The sequence below is a fragment of the Wolbachia endosymbiont of Muscidifurax uniraptor genome (genome assembly GCF_054149795.1).
In genome coordinates, this window is the sequence record NZ_CP083727.1 from 296222 (window position 1) to 317392 (window position 21171).

General features: G+C 35.3%; 16 protein-coding genes and 5 pseudogenes. 13 read left to right on the forward strand and 8 right to left on the reverse strand.

The features are described from left to right. Window positions 1-107: 107 nt before the first annotated feature. Window positions 108-1119 (reverse strand): IS630 family transposase gene (locus LA754_RS01550; protein ID WP_410530061.1). Its coding sequence is split into 2 segments (ribosomal slippage): window positions 108-638 and window positions 640-1119, totalling 1011 coding nucleotides; the frame shifts between segments, so codons are not numbered across the junction. A gap of 109 nt (window positions 1120-1228) precedes the next feature. Beyond that, window positions 1229-2013, reverse strand: a protein-coding gene (locus LA754_RS01555) for an IS5 family transposase (protein ID WP_238513981.1) whose coding sequence is annotated in 2 segments (ribosomal slippage) — window positions 1229-1692 and window positions 1692-2013 — 786 coding nt in all. Because the reading frame shifts where the segments join, the coding sequence is not laid out codon by codon here. A 169-nt stretch (window positions 2014-2182) separates the two neighbouring features. On the opposite strand from LA754_RS01555, the gene LA754_RS01560 reads away from it, so the two are divergent. Next, complete coding sequence (locus tag LA754_RS01560; RefSeq protein ID WP_457923665.1) at window positions 2183-2698, forward strand: gamma carbonic anhydrase family protein; 516 nt, start codon at window positions 2183-2185, stop codon at window positions 2696-2698. Window positions 2699-2738: 40 nt separating this feature from the next. On the opposite strand, the gene LA754_RS01565 is transcribed toward LA754_RS01560, so the two are convergent. Further along, entirely contained in the window at window positions 2739-3698 is a 960-nt protein-coding gene (locus LA754_RS01565) for a hypothetical protein (protein WP_457923666.1), read from the reverse strand. 263 nt (window positions 3699-3961) lie between these two features. Here LA754_RS01565 and LA754_RS01570 point away from each other — a divergent pair, with 263 nt between their 5' ends. The 6 genes from LA754_RS01570 (at window position 3962) to LA754_RS01595 (ending at window position 10978) form a co-directional block, all read left to right on the forward strand. After that, entirely contained in the window at window positions 3962-6442 is a 2481-nt protein-coding gene (locus tag LA754_RS01570) for a valine--tRNA ligase (RefSeq protein ID WP_457923667.1), read from the forward strand. 132 nt (window positions 6443-6574) lie between these two features. Then, window positions 6575-7930 (forward strand): hypothetical protein, encoded by a 1356-nt coding sequence (locus tag LA754_RS01575; RefSeq protein WP_457923668.1) that lies wholly within the window; start codon window positions 6575-6577, stop codon window positions 7928-7930. 178 nt (window positions 7931-8108) lie between these two features. After that, entirely contained in the window at window positions 8109-8951 is an 843-nt protein-coding gene (locus LA754_RS01580; protein ID WP_457923669.1) for a hypothetical protein, read from the forward strand. 154 nt (window positions 8952-9105) lie between these two features. Continuing rightward, window positions 9106-9426, forward strand: coding sequence for a hypothetical protein (locus LA754_RS01585; RefSeq protein ID WP_010082621.1), 321 nt, complete (start codon window positions 9106-9108; stop codon window positions 9424-9426). 30 nt (window positions 9427-9456) lie between these two features. Further along, a complete protein-coding gene (gene pyrF, locus LA754_RS01590) occupies window positions 9457-10131 on the forward strand; it encodes an orotidine-5'-phosphate decarboxylase (RefSeq protein WP_006279404.1) in 675 nt (224 codons plus the stop codon). Window positions 10132-10180: 49 nt separating this feature from the next. Next, entirely contained in the window at window positions 10181-10978 is a 798-nt protein-coding gene (locus LA754_RS01595; RefSeq protein ID WP_457923670.1) for a hypothetical protein, read from the forward strand. A gap of 649 nt (window positions 10979-11627) precedes the next feature. Here LA754_RS01595 and LA754_RS01600 read toward each other — a convergent pair. Continuing rightward, window positions 11628-11822: a hypothetical protein gene (locus LA754_RS01600; RefSeq protein WP_457923671.1), complete on the reverse strand. Its 195-nt coding sequence runs from the start codon at window positions 11820-11822 to the stop codon at window positions 11628-11630. Window positions 11823-11870: 48 nt separating this feature from the next. On the opposite strand from LA754_RS01600, the pseudogene LA754_RS01605 reads away from it, so the two are divergent. Beyond that, window positions 11871-12545: pseudogene (locus tag LA754_RS01605) on the forward strand (phage major capsid protein); the annotation flags it as partial. Between the two features lie 11 nt (window positions 12546-12556). Here LA754_RS01605 and LA754_RS01610 read toward each other — a convergent pair. From LA754_RS01610 to LA754_RS01620, 3 genes and pseudogenes are all read right to left on the reverse strand, one after another. Further along, window positions 12557-13568 (reverse strand): IS630 family transposase gene (locus tag LA754_RS01610; RefSeq protein ID WP_410530061.1). Its coding sequence is split into 2 segments (ribosomal slippage): window positions 12557-13087 and window positions 13089-13568, totalling 1011 coding nucleotides; the frame shifts between segments, so codons are not numbered across the junction. A 109-nt stretch (window positions 13569-13677) separates the two neighbouring features. Further along, a protein-coding gene (locus LA754_RS01615; protein ID WP_238513981.1) for an IS5 family transposase occupies window positions 13678-14462 on the reverse strand; the annotation gives its coding sequence in 2 pieces (ribosomal slippage) (window positions 13678-14141 and window positions 14141-14462; 786 coding nt in all). Window positions 14463-14569: 107 nt separating this feature from the next. After that, window positions 14570-15463, reverse strand: a pseudogene (locus LA754_RS01620) (MFS transporter); the annotation flags it as partial. Window positions 15464-15479: 16 nt separating this feature from the next. On the opposite strand from LA754_RS01620, the pseudogene LA754_RS01625 reads away from it, so the two are divergent. From LA754_RS01625 to LA754_RS01645, 5 genes and pseudogenes are all read left to right on the forward strand, one after another. After that, window positions 15480-15622: pseudogene (locus LA754_RS01625) on the forward strand (N-acetyltransferase); the annotation flags it as partial. 304 nt (window positions 15623-15926) lie between these two features. Further along, entirely contained in the window at window positions 15927-16856 is a 930-nt protein-coding gene (locus tag LA754_RS01630; protein WP_006279391.1) for an AEC family transporter, read from the forward strand. A gap of 209 nt (window positions 16857-17065) precedes the next feature. Next, a pseudogene (locus tag LA754_RS01635) lies at window positions 17066-18047 on the forward strand (IS3 family transposase). 173 nt (window positions 18048-18220) lie between these two features. Beyond that, a complete protein-coding gene (rmuC, locus tag LA754_RS01640; protein WP_077188164.1) occupies window positions 18221-19552 on the forward strand; it encodes a DNA recombination protein RmuC in 1332 nt (443 codons plus the stop codon). 84 nt (window positions 19553-19636) lie between these two features. After that, a pseudogene (locus LA754_RS01645) lies at window positions 19637-19831 on the forward strand (IS256 family transposase); the annotation flags it as partial. A 696-nt stretch (window positions 19832-20527) separates the two neighbouring features. Here LA754_RS01645 and tnpA read toward each other — a convergent pair. Further along, a complete protein-coding gene (tnpA, locus tag LA754_RS01650) occupies window positions 20528-20965 on the reverse strand; it encodes an IS200/IS605 family transposase (protein WP_457923672.1) in 438 nt (145 codons plus the stop codon). Window positions 20966-21171: the final 206 nt, after the last annotated feature.

Below are 21171 nucleotides of genomic sequence, written 5' to 3' on the forward strand. Positions count from 1 at the left end.
GATCTACCTGGTTTTTTATTTAGTTGTTTAAGTAATACCACTCCCTTTAACCTCTCTATATTTGCTGAACAACTAAAAAGGGTAGGGGGTGGTTGTAATACCAATTCTCATTGTTGTCCAGTCAAATAGGAAACATTGCAGAGTTGTTTAATTGTGGAGCTGGCAAGAGAAGTAATAAATTTGCACAAAGCACCCTCAAGTAGAGCAATTGTATCGTATATTTTATTGCGCAAAATGTTCTGTTTTATATATAACCAAAGCCTCTCAACAGGATTTAGCTCAGGTGAGTATGGAGGTAGGTATATAATGTCGATATTTTTAGGTACCTTTAAATTTTTTGACCTATGCCAACTAGCACAGTCCATAACGAGAAAAGCCTCTCGTGTTTCTAGATATTGCGAAATTTGCTCAAGAAATATGTTCATGCAATCAGTGTTGACATTTGGTGCAAATAAGCTAGAACTCTCTCCATTTCTAGGATTAACTGCACTATAGAGATAGAAATTTTGCCTACCTAATTTTGTTTTAACCTGTGTTCTAATCCCCTTTTTAAACCACCCATGTCCAACTTTTGAATGTGTGCCAAACCGTGATTCATCAAAGAAAAATAGCTCTTTTTCTGGATACTTGCTAATAGCTCAATTGAGATTTTTTTTTGAATTCCTCTTGTTTGCTTTTATCTTGTCCATTATGAACTGGTCTTGGTGTAATATATGAGAATTTCATCTTTTGCATATGGCGGTGTACTGTAGATTTGCTGATATTTAATCCGAACTTTTCCTGGATTCTTATTCTCATTTCTTTAATGGTGATATTAGGATTTTCTTCTATCCACTCTTCAATTTGCTGTAGTTGAGCCTGATTTAATTTAGTTTTTCTACGACGTTGTGAAGGAGCAAACAGTTTTTCTTCTCTGCCAATTTTCAAGAGTTTTACCCACGAAGTTAGTGCGCTTCTTGAAATGCAATATATTTTTGCTACAGCCGTTATACTGTACTTTTTTGCTGCAATTACAGCATTTAGTTTTTTTGAAACATATGCATTATTCCTTACTTTCTTCAGCATTTCTTTTGCTGATTCTACTACTTTTTCATCCAATAACTTTGATCTTAATGCCATTTAAACCTCGCTATTTTACTTACTTCAGTATGGCTTTTCTTCCATCATTGTCCATCTGTTTGCCCTGTAATGGGAATTGGTATTAGAGGTTGTCCGGAAACAAGTAAATTCAAGCATATTCCCTCTTTAACATAACCCTACTCATAGCTAGGTATATGAAATTCTCAGTGGATGTTGTGAGTAAATCATACTCCTTCGATAGCCTTCTATTCCTATTAACCCAAGCAAAAGTCCTTTCTACAACCCATCTTCTTGGCTGTACTTTAAACCCTTGTTCTCTTGTTGGTAGTAGCTCAGGTGGCGTATCTTTGTGCACCCAAAATCTACATGGAGGCCTTGTAACAATTTCAATATCTATGTCATATTCTTCCTTTATGTGATTCTTTAAATTTCTTCCTTGGTATCCCATGTCAGCCCACATTTTTTTAACTTTAGTATATTTTGTTCTCATATTGTTTAATGCTATTTTAATACCATCTCTATCATTTTCGTTAGCAGCGCCTACGTAACAACCTAGTATAAAACCCTGAGTGTCTGTAATTATATGCCTTTTTCTACCCTTTACTTTTTTACTTCCATCATAGCCTTTGATCCCCCCTTTTCTGTAGTCTTTACAGATTGACTATCTACTATACAGGCACTTGGCTGCTCATTCCTTCCTATTTTTCTTCTACTATATTTTGTAATTTCATAATTCATTTTCTCAAAAATTCCCTGCTTCTTCCATTGCCTGAACTGCTCATACACAGTCTTCCATAGCGGAAAATCATTTGGTAAATACCGCCATTGACACCCTGTACGCAATACATAGAAAATTGCTTCTAATATTTCTCTTTTGCTATACTTTGGCGGCCTTCCTCCTTTCTTGTATGATACTCTGAAGTGTTTTTCTATTCTTGCCTATTCCCTTTCGCTTAGATCTGTTGGATACTTTTTTCTCATCTTTACCCCGTACTAAAATTTCAGATATTATAGCCTTTTACTTGTTTCCGGACAACCTCTAAGTATGTATTTACTGCTTACCTTATTTTGATTAACATATGCATAAGACTTTGGGCTTAATATGTATCACATTTTAAAATATAAAGATTATGAACCAAAAATAGACGAAAGTGCTTTCATCGCAGGTGGTTCGCGTATCATAGGCAAGGTTGAAATAGGAAGAGATGCAAGCATCTGGTTTAATTGTGTAATCAGAGGGGACGTTGGATCAATAAAAATAGGTGATGGAACAAATATTCAAGATGGAACGGTAATTCATGTGGATAGAAACCCAGGTGGTGACACAATTATTGGCAGCATGGTAACAGTGGGACATTTTTGTGTGTTGCACGCATGCACGGTGCATGATAAGGCGTTTATTGGTATGGGCTCTACCGTGATGGACCATGCAGTTGTGGAGCCTGAAGCTATGGTAGCTGCTGGCTCACTGGTAACACACGGAAAAGTGATAAAAAGTGGGGAAATATGGGCTGGCAGGCCAGCAAAATTCTTCAAAAAAATGCCGAATGAAGAAATTAGACATATTACACAATCAGCACAAAATTATATTATGCTAATGAAGGAATACAAAAACTGAAGTTCGCGTCAAGTGTTTTACTTGACACGTACATTTCGGCTTAACCCTTGTTACTTCTTTTTCCCATCTCATTTACTTCTTGTTCTTTTGCCCCATCTACTTGAGTACTAGGTAATACTGCATATGTAATACCACCAGCTACGAGTGCAGATGTTACTGCTATACCAATTATTACTAACATCTCTAACCTAACTGTATGTTCAAGTGCAGTAAATGCTATCAGTCCAGCAGCAAGACCAACACCAACAGCAGCGGTGTACTTCGCTCCATTGCCTTGTTTTGGTTGCTCAGTTGTTTTGCTTTTATCTTCCAATGTTTGTTTTTCCTTCTGTAATTTATCAACAAGACTTTTACTCTCTTCTAATTGTTTATTTAACTCCACAACTTCAGCATTTTTAGCTTGCAACTGCTGAACTTGAGCTTTTAATTGTGTTATTTCCTCATCTCTAGCTTGTAACTGAGCAGCACTTGGTCGGTTGTTTAGCTGTTCTTGTAAATCTTTTATTTCATCGTCTTTAGCTTTTAACAGAGTAGCATTTGGTTGGTTGTTTAGCTGTTCTTGTAAATCTTTCATTTCATCGTCTTTAGCTTTTAACTGTTGCTCTAAGATGTTAACAAGCCCTTTACTCTGTTGTGGTCTTCTACTTGCTGATCTTCTTCTTTTTTTTGACTCAGTAACATCCTCTTGCTCATTAACAGAACCTTCACTTAACGGCGTCCTATCACTAGAAAGAACACTTCGATTACCTTTATTGCCCGACGTAACCTCATTATCATCGGCAACCTGCATTGTATCATTAATCCCTTCAGACACAGGCGTGCTACTCGCATCAACATAATCATTTAAAGAATCTTGATTACCAACTGAAGAACCTTGTAACGACTGCTCTGTTCCTGATTCAATAGAGTTTTTATTTATAGTTCCTTCTTGATCAGATGTTATATCAGTTGGTGAAGTTGCTCCAGGTGAAGAACTTTGATTTTCATTCGAGTTCAACATATTAAACCTCAATATACATAATTAACATTACATAATACCCTTAGAACCTAAGGTCAAGTAATATTTTTATCATAGCATAGAAAATTTATGTTCGTAAACAAAAAATTTTGGCGTAAAATTGCCGTATTTGCTTAATTGTGCTATAGCTAAAGTAATTTAGGTTTACCGACCATCGTCATCCCGCTGCTTGTTAGCGGGATCTATACCGCGAATGAATCGCGGTATGACGTTGCTAGCTTAAGGTTTAAAATTGAGAAATATTTATGTTAAAAGAAAAATACGGCTTTAAAGAAATTGAAGACAAATGCAACATATTATGGGAAGGCAGTAAAGTTTATAAATGGAATGGTGAAAAGGATAACACTTTCACTATAGACACGCCTCCACCGACAATATCGGGAAAACTCCATATTGGCCATATATTCAGCTATTGCCATACAGACTTTATTGCAAGGTTTCAGCGCATGCTGGGAAAAGATGTGTTTTATCCAATTGGGTTTGATGATAATGGGCTTCCCACTGAAAGATTGGTTGAACAAACCTATAAAACCCGTGCAAAAGAAGTTGGCAGAGAAAAATTTATAGAGATGTGCCATGAGGTTATTGAAAAATCAAAGCAAGAATTCAAGGAACTACTTAAATCGGTCGGCATTAGTTATGACTGGGATTTGGAATATCACACGATCAGCAAGGAAACTGTGACGCTTTCACAGATGTCGTTTATTGATCTATATAACAAGGGATATGCATATAGAAAAATGCAGCCTATCCTTTGGGACCCGGTTGATAAAACAGCAATTGCGCAAGCAGAAATAGAAGATAAAGTTTTTGAGTCATCCTTAAACACGATAGTTTTCTCTACTCAAGAAAATGAGCAGATCAATATTGCAACTACGCGACCTGAACTACTTCCAGCATGCGTTGCAGTTTTTTGTCATCCAGAGGATACGCGCTACACTCATCTGATCGGAAAAACAGCGGTAGTGCCAATAACAGAGGAGAAAGTTCCAATAATAGCAGATGATAAGGTTAAAATAGATAAAGGCACCGGGCTTGTTATGTGTTGTACATTCGGTGATGAACTCGACATATATTGGCAGCAAAAGCATAACCTGCCGATGAAAATTATCATCGATCAGGATGGGAGGATGAACCTAGATGATGTCATTCCACCACACCCCGGCGTCATGAAAGTAGCTGACACTGGAATCTACGATGAAATAAATGGATTGAAAGTTACAGCAGCAAGAAAGAGGATGATTGAAATCTCGAGTGGAAAAGGACTTTTGATAGAAAGCACTAACATTTCTCATTCTGTTAAGTGCGCAGAAAGATCTGGTGCACCACTTGAGATATTACCTACTTATCAATGGTTTATCAAGACCTTAGAGCAAAAAGCTCAAGTATTAGATAAAGTAAAAGAATGCAATTGGCATCCAGCTACTATGCGTAAACGTATGGAAGTGTGGATAGAAGGGCTAAATTGGGACTGGTGCATCTCAAGGCAGCGCTATTTTGGTGTGCCATTTCCAGCGTGGTATTCTAAACGTAAGGGAGAAGAAGGTAAAATTATTCTAGCTGAAGTAAAGGCCCTACCTATTGATCCACTCAAAGATTTGCCAAAAGGGTATAGCAAAGAAGAGATTATCCCAGATCAAGATGTAATGGATACTTGGGCCACAAGTTCAATTACTCCTCAACTGAGTGCACTGGCAGTAAACAGTGAGTTTAGTTTACCAAATCATCGCTATGATACGATATTTCCTGCAGATCTGCGCAGCCAGAGCCATGAGATAATCAGAACTTGGGCTTTTTATACTATTTTAAAGGCACATTATCATGCAAATTCTTTACCTTGGAAAAACATTATGATCAGCGGTTGGTGTTTAACCGATGATAAGAAAAAGATGAGTAAATCAAAGGGTAACATCATCACTCCTCATGTAATACTTGAAACTTATGGAGCTGATGTAGTGCGCTATTGGGCAGCGAACTCAAGGCTTGGAGTTGATACAGTCTACTCTGAAAATACATTCAAAATTGGCAAGCGCCTCGTTACAAAACTTTGGAACGCTAGCAAGTTCGTTTCCATGTTCATGGAAAAGCATCAAGTGATGAGCATAAATTCTGCTCACGAGACAATGGATAAGTGGATATTGTCTAAGTTATACAAAGTTATAGAAAGAGCAACGAACAACCTATTACGGTTTGAATACTGCGAAGCTTTGAGTGCAGTAGAAGAATTTTTTTGGAAGGATTTTTGTGATAACTACTTGGAACTAGCAAAAAAGCGCGCATATGGAGATAAAGTAGACAGCGAAACAAACTTAAGTGCAAAGCAAAGTTTGGCATATGTACTGAATATTATTTTGCGGTTATTTGCACCTTTCTTGCCTTACATTACAGAAGAGATATACCACCAGTTGTATAGTTATAATTCTGTACACAATCAAAGTAATTGGCCGAGCAAAGAAGAACTTATCTACGATAAATATTCAGAGGAAATGGGAGATAATGTTATTCAGATATTAAACATTATCAGAAAGATAAAGGCAGATAATAATGTATCAGTTAAGCATCTGATAAAAAAGTTGATGATAAAAGCAGATCTACGAGAGGATAAATTGAATCAATCTGCACAGGATGATTTGCAGGCAGTTTGCAATGCGGAAACGATAGAGTGGATGCAGTCTGAGCTTGAAACTGAAGACGGAAAATACATAGTGAATATAGACTTATACTGATTTTTATAGCTTTACTTCCTTTAATATCCATGCTATTGTAATCATTATTAGTATGAGGGAATAATAATAGGGGATTTATATAATAAAGCCAATGCGCCTTATCTTATAGCTGGTGCTCTTGCTGCTTTGGTATTGCTTGCGTCTAGGACACTTGCTGTTGCCCCTTATGTTGAGTTCTTGTCTTCAGTTGCAGCCTTTAATGTAGCTCTTCCTGTTGCTTTGAGTTTGTCTATACTTTCTGTTCTGGTGCTTGTACTTTCATGTAAAATAATTAGTAATAATAAGAAAATAGAGGTTGAGAAAAATAAATTTGCTGAAAAAGAGCAAGAGTTAGAAAGCGTAAAACAACAATCAGAGAGTAGGGTACAAGAGTTAGAAAGTAAAATAGCTCTGGGAGAAAAAGCTAAAGAAGCTGTAAATAAAGAAGTGAAGGAATTAAAAGATCAATTAACTCGAGAAAAGCAAGATTTGGAAAGCGAAATTGCAGGGTTAAATAAGGAAATAGAGCAGTTAAAGAAACAACAAGATGATGCACAGCAAAAATTAGATGATGCTACAAAAGAGTTAAATAATAAAGGTAATCAAATCCGAGAATTAGAGGGTAAGATAGGTGCCCTTAATAATAAGAACAAAGATTTACACGATGAAAATACAGAATTGAGTGCAAAAGTAAAAGGTCAGTTAAAACATAAGGAGGAGATGCTTTCTCTTGAATACCAAGAGTTACATGATGAAAATGTAAGATTGAATGAAAGAGTGGATTCTTTAATGGAGGAATTATCTCAACCTCAAAAAGAAATAGATTCCTTAAAAAGGCAGTTAGATGAATTAAAATATGAAGGAATTTTAGCTCTTTTATTAAAAGAAAGAATAACAGAATTGGAAACACGTTTAGAAAAGAGAAGGAAAAAAGTAGGAGAATTAGCAGTGCAGTTAGAAAAAGACAAAACTTCTTGTTTAAAATCTGAATTAGGGGAAGTAGTAAAAAGAGAAATACGATTGAAAGAAAAGTTAAGTAAAAAAGTGCAAGAAACGATCCAGCTAGCTAAAGATTTAGAACAAAAAGAAAAACTATGCAAGGAATTAGAAGAGGAAAAAACTAAAAATCTTGATAAGATCAGAGAGTTAAAAAAACTTAATGAAAAGTTGCACGATAATAACAGTCAGTTGAAAAGTAGCGGAAAAGATTTGGATGACGAATGCAGTAAATTAAGAATACGTAATTCTGATTTGGAAAGAAAAGTTAAACGTCTGCAAGCAGTAATTGAGCAGGAAGACGAGCAAAGTCATTCCATTTCTTCAGATATGAGCAGTGAACATTTATCAGAACTTGAAGGAATAGGTAAAAATGAGTCTGTTAATAAACAGTTCCCGAAACCAAAACCACCTTATATATCCACTCCAATAAGATCGCCATGTAAAAAGCTGAATGATGCTTCATGTGATTCTGGATATACCAGTATACGTTCTACCCCGATCAATAGCTAACTAGACATTATAAGTACAATGGTACACTCGATACACAAGGTCTAAGTCATTTTTTAGCTAGCAGGCTGAAAAAGGAAAGTTTGTTGTAGGTGCAGCACTATAATTCCTCCACAGATAAGAGAATTTTAATAAATATATACAAGACTGCTGGAGTTTTGTCCGTGGTGGGAGGGGAGTAATGAGCAATTTGCTTAGTGAGGCTAATGCATTTTATTTTGTAGCTAGTTCCTTAGCTACTCTTACGTTACTTACATCTTTAGCGCTTATTGTAACTTCTAATGTGCCTCTTCCTCTAATTCTTGCTTTAGCTACATTATCCATTTTGGTGCTTGCACTTTCGTATAAAATAATTAGTAATAATAAAAAAATAGAGGTTGAGAGAAATAAATTCGCTCAGAAAGAGCAAGAGTTAGAAAATAAAATAACTCTGGAAAAAGAAGCTGAAGAAGCTGCAAACAAAGAAGTGAAGAATCAATTACATGAATTAACTAGAGAGAAGCAAAATTTAGACAAGAGAGCAAAAAGATTGGATCAGAAAGTAAATGAGTCAGAAGCTGAGAGAAAATCTCTTCTTGAAGAAAAAAAATCTTTAGAGAAAAAATTAGAAACAGCAAAGAATCGTACGTTTGAAATAGACAATGAATTGGACAAAACAAGAAAGGAAATAGGTAAGCTTAATGAGCAGGAAGAGAAATTAAAACTTGAAATCTCATGTTTGAAGAAACAGTTGGAAGAAAGAAGTAGATTTATTGCAAAGCTGAAGATGGAAGTGGATGATAATAAACATTTAGAGCTAGAGAATAAGGGGTTGAATGATAGAATAGAAACGTTACGTGAAGTACAAAAGGCACTACGTGAGAAAAAACATGAACTTAGTGAAAAAGTAGAGGCATTGAATAAGGAAAAAAATAAACTTTCTAAAGAAGTAGAGGAATTACGTGAAGAACAAGAAAGGCTGCATGCAAACTTAGATAAGCTACAATGTAAAATTAAAGAGGTCAACAAAGAAAAATTTATCTAAAGAATTAAAAGAGAAATTTGAAGAGTTAGATGAAGCAAATGGTTTAATTAAAAATCAATCTTTTGAGTTAGATGGGATAAGAAAAGATTGTAATAATGAAGTAAAAAGTTTAAGAAATTCACTTTTAGAACGAGACAGTCAAATAGAAGATTTTTTGAAAGAGAAAGAAAAACAAGTGAATTTTGCGCAACTGTTGATAAGATGCGTAACAGACAATATAGAAGAACCAATAAGAAATAATGATGGAAAAGCAATATTAGATACGATTCAAATATTAAAGTCTGCGTTACAAGGAGAAATTGCACGGCTTTTGCCAGACGAAACGCCTTCTTCTTCGCTGGAAGATCTTGGATATGAATCATTATTTGTCAGTCGCTCATCCACCCCGACCAAGTTGCCAAATTCACTATTGACAGAATCTTATGAACGCAGTCAGTTCAATCAGAGTGAAAGTATTTGCAAAACACAACAATGAGTCTTATTATAAGATAAATCATGCAAGATAATGAACCCAATAATATGCGCACTGGATACACAAGACTTAAATAAGGCTATTTCTCTAGCTAATGCTCTGCGTGGTAAAGTTGGCATGGTAAAGCTGGGATTAGAATTTTTTGCTGCTCAAGGTCTTTCTGGAGTGCAAGAAGTTGCAAAATGCAATGTACCAATTTTTTTAGATCTGAAATTGCATGACATTCCAAACACTGTGGCCAAAACAGTTGAAGTAATAAAAGTTCTGAACGTTGAAATGTTAACTCTGCACATCAGCGGTGGGACAAAAATGCTTGAAGAAGCGCTAAGTGTAGTGCAAGGCACAAAAATAAAGCTGATTGGAGTGACAGTGCTAACTAGTATGAGCAATGAGGATTTAAACGAGCTTGGAGTAGCAAGAGAGGCAAAATCACAGGTAATTTTGCTTGCAAAGCTTGCAAAAAAGATTGGACTCCATGGAATAGTCTGTTCTGCACTAGAAGCTCAAGAAGTGCGCCGAGAGTGCGGTGAAGACTTTAAAATTATTACTCCAGGAATTCGTATAGATCCAGGTCATGACGACCAAAAAAGAACAGCAACGCCAAAAGAAGCAATAAATTCAGGAGCTGATTATATCGTCATTGGCAGACCCATTACAAAAACTACAAGTAGTGCGGAGCTAATATTGAAATCCATGAAAGAATTTTAATATAATAACTTAATTTATAAAAATACTAACATATTAATTAGGAATAAGCATGAGTAATATCAATAGAATAATACGCGAAGTAATCAAGGAATTCCGCTCAAAATTACCAGATAAGAAAATAGAGGAATATTCTGGCAAATTGAATAAGCTACATATCTACCAGTGCAATAAGCATATAATAGAAAATAAGAAGCTATATCATTATACAATAAATGGGAAAACCCATGCTATGGATCAGCATGGGCATAATTTTGTCAAGAGTTTAGAAGTTATCTTGAGGAATAAGCCACAAATTTCCTTAGAAGAGGTAATTGATTTTATGGAAAAAATAATTAATTTTGGTCTTGATAGTTGTTATGGAGCATTTGAGATGATATTTGAATCTCGCTCTGGTGTTACAATAGATGATGCAGTTAATTTTGTAAAAGATAGCTTATCTAGTAAATTTTATAGATTCCATGGCAGTGGGATTTTCAAAGTAATATTAGAACTTAATCCAGAGAGCTCTCTTGAAGAGATAGAGAAACAATTTAGCAAAGTAGTAGATCCTTACTTTCTTAATGCTTGGAGTCGAGAAAGTGAAAGGGCTTTTGCTAAGATATGTAGGTTATGTAGAGAAGGACGTGTGGAGAATATGCAGAAATTTGATTTTAGCAATTTTAATTTAGATCAAGATAGTGCTGGAGCATTAAGAGCACTGTTACAGTATTGTGTTGACGTTTCTAATCAAAAAGCTTTAGGTGATTCACATGAATTGCATAGAGAAGAGATGGAGGGGATATATAAATTTGATGATAATTACGATTTAAATTTAGATAGTGATCATAATGATAGTATCTGGCATTGAAATTATACTACAATAATAAAATAACTGGATAAAAATTATCACCAAAAAAATTCAAAAAAGTGCTTGACATAAAAGAACGAACATTATATAGTGTCATTATCCTTTGTTTTACCTCGCTTAATTCAATTACTGGATTAAGCTTACAGTACTAAGCGTGGCACAAAGTGCCACGCTATTTTTCGGTTTACATTTTCAACAGATAAAAAATGATGCCATTTCAGTGCCAAGCACATAACTGTACGAACATTCATTTTTAAAGGTAAATTGCACAACAGATGATGTCATTCCAGTGCTTGAAACTGGAATCCAGAAATTTTGCTTATAACTGAGCTGATGAGCTAAAGGTAGTTGTCTTACGCTAAAACAAACGTTTTTAATTAAGTTGCATAGAAGCTGGATCCCAGTGGGCTTTGTTGCATCGCTACTTATGAAAGGCTAACTATAGTTAGGATTATAAGCAACCTATTGAAAATCTTGTTTTTTTGCAATCAATCTGATCAAATTTAAGAATAGTAATTTGTTATTTATATTAATAAATTTAATTCTATTGAAAATAGCTAAAGCATTGAAATTCTTGAATTTTAGCCAGATTAGTGAGTGGTAGTGAAATTTCTTTTACTCAAATTTAGGTATTCACTGACCGTTCTTGTTATAAATACCAGAATAATAAGCTACTGATATTCCCTATCTTTTTTATCTTTAATCCATCATAGCTAGCGATGCAACAAAGCCATCCCAGTGTCACGCACTGGGATGACAAGAAAGGGAGCACTGGAATGACATCGTTTACTATGTACCATATTGCAATATTCGTACAACTGTGGGAAACATCTATGGATGCCATTCCTATTACCTTATTTCCATTTTTATTTCATTTTCAAAGGAGGCTATTATGTCACTTACCGATATCGCTCACCGTATCAACGAACTCGCTTCATCATGGGAGCAATTTAAATTAATAAATGATCGCAAACTAAAAGAAATTGAAAGCAAAGGGCGTGCTGATTCTGCAACAATTGAGCAGCTATGCAAGGTAAATAATGCCGTTGATAGTTGCAAAGAGCGTTTAGACTTGATCGAAACTGCAGCTCAACGCCCAGAAGTAAATACAGATTTTAGCACAAGCGATAAATATTTTTCTGATTATATCCGCAAGGGAATGGAAAGCGGTTTATCACACAAAACCCTCAGTGGAGATGACAGTGATATCGGGGGATATCTAGTTACTCCGCATATTGTAAAACGCATAAACAAGCGCGTAACTGATTCGTTCCCAATGCGACAAATATGCTCCAGTCAAAGAATCTCTACTGAAACATTGGATTACATTATAGAAGATTTTGACCGCGCCGGTGCAGGTTGGAGCAGTGAAACAGTAGATGATGAGGACGGTGGCAATAAGTCTAAGTATGATTTTGCAAAAGATACGGACACGCCCAAAATCCAAAAGATTTCCGTCACAACTTACGAGTTATATGCTCAACCACAAATATCACAAAAGTTACTCGATGATGCGTTTGTCGATGTTGAGAGTTGGCTGGTGGAAAAGATTGCCGAGACTTTTAGTAATACCAATTCTCATTGTTGTCCAGTCAAATAGGAAACATTGCAGAGTTGTTTAATTGTGGAGCTGGCAAGAGAAGTAATAAATTTGCACAAAGCACCCTCAAGTAGAGCAATTGTATCGTATATTTTATTGCGCAAAATGTTCTGTTTTATATATAACCAAAGCCTCTCAACAGGATTTAGCTCAGGTGAGTATGGAGGTAGGTATATAATGTCGATATTTTTAGGTACCTTTAAATTTTTTGACCTATGCCAACTAGCACAGTCCATAACGAGAAAAGCCTCTCGTGTTTCTAGATATTGCGAAATTTGCTCAAGAAATATGTTCATGCAATCAGTGTTGACATTTGGTGCAAATAAGCTAGAACTCTCTCCATTTCTAGGATTAACTGCACTATAGAGATAGAAATTTTGCCTACCTAATTTTGTTTTAACCTGTGTTCTAATCCCCTTTTTAAACCACCCATGTCCAACTTTTGAATGTGTGCCAAACCGTGATTCATCAAAGAAAAATAGCTCTTTTTCTGGATACTTGCTAATAGCTCAATTGAGATTTTTTTTTGAATTCCTCTTGTTTGCTTTTATCTTGTCCATTATGAACTGGTCTTGGTGTAATATATGAGAATTTCATCTTTTGCATATGGCGGTGTACTGTAGATTTGCTGATATTTAATCCGAACTTTTCCTGGATTCTTATTCTCATTTCTTTAATGGTGATATTAGGATTTTCTTCTATCCACTCTTCAATTTGCTGTAGTTGAGCCTGATTTAATTTAGTTTTTCTACGACGTTGTGAAGGAGCAAACAGTTTTTCTTCTCTGCCAATTTTCAAGAGTTTTACCCACGAAGTTAGTGCGCTTCTTGAAATGCAATATATTTTTGCTACAGCCGTTATACTGTACTTTTTTGCTGCAATTACAGCATTTAGTTTTTTTGAAACATATGCATTATTCCTTACTTTCTTCAGCATTTCTTTTGCTGATTCTACTACTTTTTCATCCAATAATTTTGATCTTAATGCCATTTAAACCTCGCTATTTTACTTACTTCAGTATGGCTTTTCTTCCATCATTGTCCATCTGTTTGCCCTGTAATGGGAATTGGTATTAGAGGTTGTCCGGAAACAAGTAAATTCAAGCATATTCCCTCTTTAACATAACCCTACTCATAGCTAGGTATATGAAATTCTCAGTGGATGTTGTGAGTAAATCATACTCCTTCGATAGCCTTCTATTCCTATTAACCCAAGCAAAAGTCCTTTCTACAACCCATCTTCTTGGCTGTACTTTAAACCCTTGTTCTCTTGTTGGTAGTAGCTCAGGTGGCGTATCTTTGTGCACCCAAAATCTACATGGAGGCCTTGTAACAATTTCAATATCTATGTCATATTCTTCCTTTATGTGATTCTTTAAATTTCTTCCTTGGTATCCCATGTCAGCCCACATTTTTTTAACTTTAGTATATTTTGTTCTCATATTGTTTAATGCTATTTTAATACCATCTCTATCATTTTCGTTAGCAGCGCCTACGTAACAACCTAGTATAAAACCCTGAGTGTCTGTAATTATATGCCTTTTTCTACCCTTTACTTTTTTACTTCCATCATAGCCTTTGATCCCCCCTTTTCTGTAGTCTTTACAGATTGACTATCTACTATACAGGCACTTGGCTGCTCATTCCTTCCTATTTTTCTTCTACTATATTTTGTAATTTCATAATTCATTTTCTCAAAAATTCCCTGCTTCTTCCATTGCCTGAACTGCTCATACACAGTCTTCCATAGCGGAAAATCATTTGGTAAATACCGCCATTGACACCCTGTACGCAATACATAGAAAATTGCTTCTAATATTTCTCTTTTGCTATACTTTGGCGGCCTTCCTCCTTTCTTGTATGATACTCTGAAGTGTTTTTCTATTCTTGCCTATTCCCTTTCGCTTAGATCTGTTGGATACTTTTTTCTCATCTTTACCCCGTACTAAAATTTCAGATATTATAGCCTTTTACTTGTTTCCGGACAACCTCTAAGTAGAAAGAGTGAGGTACAATTATACTGAATATTACAAGCAATAGAGACCCAATAGCACCCACGCTCGTACCAGAAATTACACACTTTATTGCTCCAAGTTTCTGCAAGATTTTGCCAGCAAATAGACTGATGAGTGAGAAGCACCCAACTATTGCACCTTGATGTAGTGCATAAATAGTGCTAGATAAACCAAAAGTCTTCATATACAGAAAAGGTCCACAAGTAATGAATGACATATACGCAGCAGAAAAGAGGCTTGACATCAAAGACAACGTAACAAACCTCGGACTAGATAGTAGTTTTCTGTAATCTTTCATCATTTTTTTCAAACTGAAAATATCGCGGTCCTTTTTTGTTTCTGGTAACGCTAAAAGCAGCAAAACCCAAGAGATTAAACAAAGTATTGCAACAGTTGCATAATTACCACGCCATCCTACAATTTCATTGATGAAACTGCCTAACACTGGCGCAATTGCCATGACAACTGTAAGAACAGAATTCATGATTCCAATAAATTTCACCGCTTCGTCGCCTTTGTAGCTGTCTGCAACGATTGCAAACACAACTACAGATGTGCTAACACCAATGCCCTGAACAAAGCGAGAGATTAAAAGCCAAAAAATCGACGGTGCAAAAACACAACCAACAGCGCCGATTAATAACAAAGTGTTACCTATGATCATAATTCTCCTTCTGCCATAGCATTCAGACAATGGACCAAAAAACAACCCTCCTATGCAAAAGCCTAGGAAATTATAAGCAATAGTTAATTGAATTATGCCTTCCGGTACGTTAAAATAGTGCACCATATAAGAAAAACTAGGTACGGAAATGTCAATTTCAATGAACTTGGCAATGAGAGACAGGATTAACAGAAATGGTAGTAACATTTGAGATTTTTAATTAATGAATAAAAATATCACATTTAAAGCGTTGAAAGAAAACATTTTTTACTGTTATTAAAATGGTTAGAAACACCTCATGTGAAGGAATGGTGGATAAATTGGACACTAGGGTTAATTAAAGAAAAATACGACAACTATGTTAAAGCTCTTACTCTCTGTCCTAACTTTACTTATTTCCTCTTACTTTTTCAACAGTCCGTCTAAATTACTACAAGCAGTTTAATTTTTAGTGAATATGTCATTATTCAAAAATATGCAAGAAGCTTTACAGAAACTTAACATAATTTTATCATACAAATGTCATTCTTAAGTCCTATGTAAAAACAAATTTTGGCACTAATTTAATTAACTATGAGCTGGATAAATTGGAAAATAAATTTTGTTTACTTTTACAACACCTTAAGATCTAATGTCACTTTATCAATCAAAAATATTACAATAGGCTAGTATGTTCCTTACTCTTTTTCTCAAAATATTACCTATTTATATTACAATATTTATTGGTTACTTAGCAGGAAAATATCTTAAAATTGATAGAAACACTATATCTCAAATACTTTTTTATATAGCTAATCCAATAGTGATTTTATATGGAGTCTCTCATACAGAAGTTAACTTAAAAGTAATTTCTCTGCCGATTTTGATATGGTTTATAGGTAGCACTATGTCCTTATCAGTGTATTATCTTTCTTCTTTTTTATTTAAGGATAACACAAGAAACATATTAGCATTTAGCTCGGGCAGCACAAGTATGGGTTATTTTGGCCTGCCGATTGCCATGGCTTTATTTGATGAAGATTCAGTATCTGTATATGTTGTTTGTTATATAGGAATGGCGCTATTTGAAAACAGCTTAGGATTTTACATAGCTGCAAATGGTATTTATACCGCAAAAGAATGCATATTAAAGTTGTTCAAACTTCCTTCGCTTTATGCGATGGTTCTGGGCTTCTTTTTAAGTATATACGATATACAAATACCTACTTTTTTAACAGATGTTATGATGAATATTAGAAGTACATTTGTCACATTAGGAATGGTGCTACTTGGAGTGAGCATTGCGAATATTGCAAGCTTTAAAATAGATTGGAAGCTTGCTTTGATCACTATTACAGCAAAGTACGTATTCTGGCCACTGTTTGTTTTAGGAATTGTCCTTTTAGACAAGCATGTTATAGGTATATACGATGAGAGCATATATAAAGCACTGATGTTGCTAGCTATTATTCCAGTTTCTGGGTCCAGTATAATACTTGCTAATATTTTGAATTATCAACCAGATAAAGCTACTCTATTGCTTCTAATCAGTACTGCAGTGGGACTGTTTTATGTTCCACTAATAATATCATTATTTTTTACTAAACTTGTTCCTTTTTGATCAAAAAATTAAGCGCTTGCACAACCATTATTTGGGTAACAACACAAGACATTGATAAAACTTGAATTTATAGCTAAAGCAACTTCTACAATTTGGTAACCCGTCATCCCGCTACTAGTTAACGCCGCGGCGGTAAATTGACCTTACCCAGAAAAAGTAGAGAGAAAGTTAAGACGTTTTTGGAGTAAAATAAAACGTTTTTTCAAAATATGACAAATAGAAGAGAATATACAGCAGAATTCAAATTAGAAGCTGTTAAGCTGGTTAAAGAAACAGGTCAAGCAAGTACAAAAATAGCAAAAGATCTAGGTATAGATGGCAGTATGTTAAGTAAGAAAATATGATGGAAAAATGTCTGGAGCATACGCATTTCCAGGCAAAGGCTCCTTATGACAAAGAAAGATTTGATCTAAAAAAAGAGCTAATAAGAGAAAGAGACATCTTAAAAAAAGCCCTGGGCAAAGAAAAAGAGTAAAGTATTCTTTTATATAGAAATTGCTATAAAACACAGGAACTATGTAGGGTTTTGTACTGGTGGTATGGGTTGCTAAGGAAAAAAGCAGTAAAGAATTAGCAAAAGAAGGGCTTCTAGCAGATATTCAAAAAATACATCAAGCATTCTAAATGCAGATATGGAGCCCCTAAAATTCACGCTGAATTAAAAGCTTTAGGCAAAAATTAAAACAGTACAAAGTGTTATGCAAGAAAATGGCATTAAAACCAAGCTTAGACGAAGGTTCAAAAATAAAAAACAGCAAATAAGCAACCGAGTTGTGGCTCCGAACACATTGGATCAAAATTTTACTACTGATCAGCCAAATAAAGTTTGGGATTACCTACATAAAAACTAAAGAAGGTTGTTGGCGGCAATAATTGACCTATATTCACGCATGGTGGTTAATGAGTAACATGATAATTAGTTATAGATTCTTTATTGATGGCCGTTGATAAACGCAAACCCGATAAAAATCTGCTGTTACATAGCGATCAAGGGTCACAGTATACCTCTCAAAATTACCAATTTCTATTGAATACAAAAAACATCATTTCCAGCATGAGCCATAAGGGCTGTTGTTACGATAACTCTGTTGCAGAAAAGTTCACTTAAAAGGGAGCTGCTTATTGATACTTCTCGCTCAACAAACCAGAACTGCCATATTTGAATACATAGAAATCTTTTATAACAAATAACGTAGACATTCTACTATTAACTATTGCATTCCTGCACAATTTATTCTCATGATAAAAACGTCTTAACTTTCTCTCTGCTTTTTCTGGGTAAGGTCACCTCTTTAGGTGCTCCTTTTTTCTTTCTTATACACACAAAAATCATATAGAATTGTAAATACAGCTTTTTTATTCTGATGCTTTTCAATTCTATAGCTCTGGTTGTCTCTCTATTACTATTTTTCTACATTATCGTAAAAAAACTGAGCGAAAAGAAAGCAAACCTTGAGGGTAATTTATGTAAATTAGAGCAAGAACTTCAAGAAACAAAGCAAACTTTGCTTACGAAGAATGAAGAAATAGTTGATTTAAGGGTCAAAAGAGCAGAACTTGAAGTAACTCTGCAAAAAGAACGTGAGGAAAAGAAAAAGGAAATAGAATTACTAACAAAAGCAGAGGAGAGATTAACAAACACTTTTAAAGCGCTCTCTCTTGATGCTTTGCAAACAAATAACAATAATTTTCTGAACTTAGCAAAGGAAGTAATCGATAGTAAATTAAAAGAAACGGAAAGCGATTTCAAAAAAAGACAAGCAACGATCAACGAAGTTGTAACTCCAATAAAAGAAAAATTAGAAAAATTCGATAATGAAATACGTGAGCTAGAAAAGGAGAGGGTAGGGGCCTATGAAGGTTTAAAGGAGCAAATTGGAGCGCTGATGAACCAAACTTCCAACCTTGCTAATGCCCTGAGGAAACCTCACATTAGGGGCAAATGGGGTGAAATGCAACTCAAAAGAGTGGTAGAAATGGCAGGAATGATTGAGTATTGCGATTTTTTTACTCAGCCGTCAGTGATTGATAAAAACGAGGATAATTTATTGCGTCCTGATTTAATAATCAAAATGCCATCTGGAAAGCAAATAATAATAGATGCTAAAGTGCCGCTTGATTCTTACATGGATGCTATATCACAAAATGATTTGCAAATACAAAAGGAGAAATTAAAGAACCATTCCCTGGCAATAAAAAAACACATAAATGACTTGGGTAAAAAAGAGTATTGGAATCAATTTGAAAATACGCCAGAACTTGTGGTGCTTTTCTTAACAGGGGAGGGGGTTTTTAGCGCAGCACTGGAATATGAGCCTGCTTTGATAGAGATTGGAGTGGAAAAAAAAGTGATCATTGCAACACCGATCACTCTAATTGCGTTGCTGAGAGCAATAGCGTATGGATGGAAGCAAGAGATGATAGCTGAAAACGCAAAGAAAATCAGTGAACTAGGTCATATTTTATATGAGCGCATTTGCACAATGGGTGAAAACTTTGATAATTTGCGCAGGAGCTTAAAAAGTGCTGTTGATCATTATAATAAAACTGCTGGCTCTCTTGAAGCAAGGGTGTTTCCTGCTGCTCGAGAATTCAATAAGCTTGGTATACATGCAAAAAATAAAAGTTTAAGTGCTGCAAAGGAATTAGAGTCTTTACCACGCAGTTTACATACTGAGGAGCTGAAAGTAGATTAGGCATCTTAACAGGGAATGTTCAAAAAAGTGTGTCAAACCAAAAAAAAAGTAATAAATTGATATAAAAAAAATGGAGGTTTGACAATGAGTCAGAAAGTAGTAAACAGAACTACCGGTTTGGTAGATTACAAAGAACTGGAAGCAAATATACTGTCATCAATAAGGGAAGGCAGACCATTAACAGGAAGGGATGGAGCATTTACACCATTTATAAAAAAGCTGCTGGAGGCAAGTTTGGAAGGTGAAATAGAAAATCACTTATTAGCTGAAAGTGAAGAGAGGGTTTGGTTGGAAGAAGTGGAGTAGCGAATGGATATACAAAACGCTGGGTCTATATTCAGACTACAGAATAAGGTATTACAAACCGAAAGCATCACCAGCACAATATGTTATAAACTTTGGTAAAGAATCTGCTAGGAAAGCGTAGTGCGGATGCTGCGTTTGACGAGGCGGGAGCTGGAAACGTTAACATGGGAATTTGGATTGAGGCCTATTGTGAAAACAATGGATCAGCCACCAAACCCTAAAGTAGGCGCGCCAGTTCTTGACCCTACATATTTTTTTGAAGGTTAAATCCAGCTTAGGGTCGAGAAACTTAGATAAAGCCATAGCCAAAGTGCTTAAAAATATTAATAATTATACACACAATTATTCAACCATATTTTTGAAGATAGCTATGCCGCCGCGGTATCTCTTAGCCGCTAACAAGTAGCGGGATGACGATTGTTGGTAAATCTAAGTCAGTTTAGCTATAGGCAGCAATTTTCTGTATTTATTTTAAATTGAAGGAAGCTCAAATGAAAGATCATGTTTTGCTAAAAATCACAGAATGCAGTCTAACAGTGAACGGTTACGCTTTTGATCAAAAATGTTGTATAGTACACAATCAATTTTTCTGGATCCAAGTACTCAACCACTATCGGCTGAGAGCCGAAAGGTTGGATATAGCGCTGGAAGCGCGATGAGAAGCTAAAGCTACTCCAATCTTATACTAGATATAGAATGAGGCTGATGTGCATCTGTATGTTTATTGATGTACTCATTAATGACTTCATCTATGATATGTCCGCTGGTAGCACTAAAGTATCCTCTTCCCCAAAAACGCTTTCCCCAGTACATTTTATTTAGCTCTGGAAATTCTTGTTGAACTTTGCGTGAAGACCTGCCTTTGGCTCTTTGAACAAAATCACTCACAGCTATATGAGGAGGTATTACTACGAATAAATGTAAATGATCTGATGATATTACTCCGTTTTCTATCTTAATCCCCATTTCTTCAGATACTTCTGCTATGATTGTTCGTACTCTCTCCTTCATAGCCTTAGTTAATACTCTGTACCGATATTTTGTAATCCAGACTATATGGTACCTATGATAAAATACAGTGTGTTTTCCTTTGTCATATTCCGTCATAACTATACTTTATAAAGTACAGTTATGACATTGACAAACTAAAGTTTCTCCACCTAGAAGGTGGAGGCTTGTACCATCTTATGGAAAGTCAAGGCACTGCCTTTGTGTTTGAGGCAAAATCGGCTATAACACTTAACATACTGCCTTTGCAAACAAATGTTCGTACAGTTATGTGTCAGCTACTTGCATGACGCCATTGCCTGAAC

Excerpts from the sequence above, each read along its gene's own strand:
- LA754_RS01570 (WP_457923667.1), top strand. The coding sequence starts at position 3,962 with ATGTTAAAAGAAAAATACGGCTTTAAAGAAATTGAAGACAAATGCAAC.
- LA754_RS01565 (WP_457923666.1), bottom strand. The coding sequence starts at position 3,698 with ATGTTGAACTCGAATGAAAATCAAAGTTCTTCACCTGGAGCAACTTCA.
- LA754_RS01595 (WP_457923670.1), top strand. The coding sequence starts at position 10,181 with ATGAGTAATATCAATAGAATAATACGCGAAGTAATCAAGGAATTCCGC.
- tnpA (WP_457923672.1), bottom strand. The coding sequence starts at position 20,965 with ATGACGGAATATGACAAAGGAAAACACACTGTATTTTATCATAGGTAC.
- LA754_RS01600 (WP_457923671.1), bottom strand. The coding sequence starts at position 11,822 with ATGGCATCCATAGATGTTTCCCACAGTTGTACGAATATTGCAATATGG.
- LA754_RS01560 (WP_457923665.1), top strand. The coding sequence starts at position 2,183 with ATGTATCACATTTTAAAATATAAAGATTATGAACCAAAAATAGACGAA.
- LA754_RS01580 (WP_457923669.1), top strand. The coding sequence starts at position 8,109 with ATGAGCAATTTGCTTAGTGAGGCTAATGCATTTTATTTTGTAGCTAGT.
- pyrF (WP_006279404.1), top strand. The coding sequence starts at position 9,457 with ATGAACCCAATAATATGCGCACTGGATACACAAGACTTAAATAAGGCT.
- rmuC (WP_077188164.1), top strand. The coding sequence starts at position 18,221 with ATGCTTTTCAATTCTATAGCTCTGGTTGTCTCTCTATTACTATTTTTC.
- LA754_RS01630 (WP_006279391.1), top strand. The coding sequence starts at position 15,927 with ATGTTCCTTACTCTTTTTCTCAAAATATTACCTATTTATATTACAATA.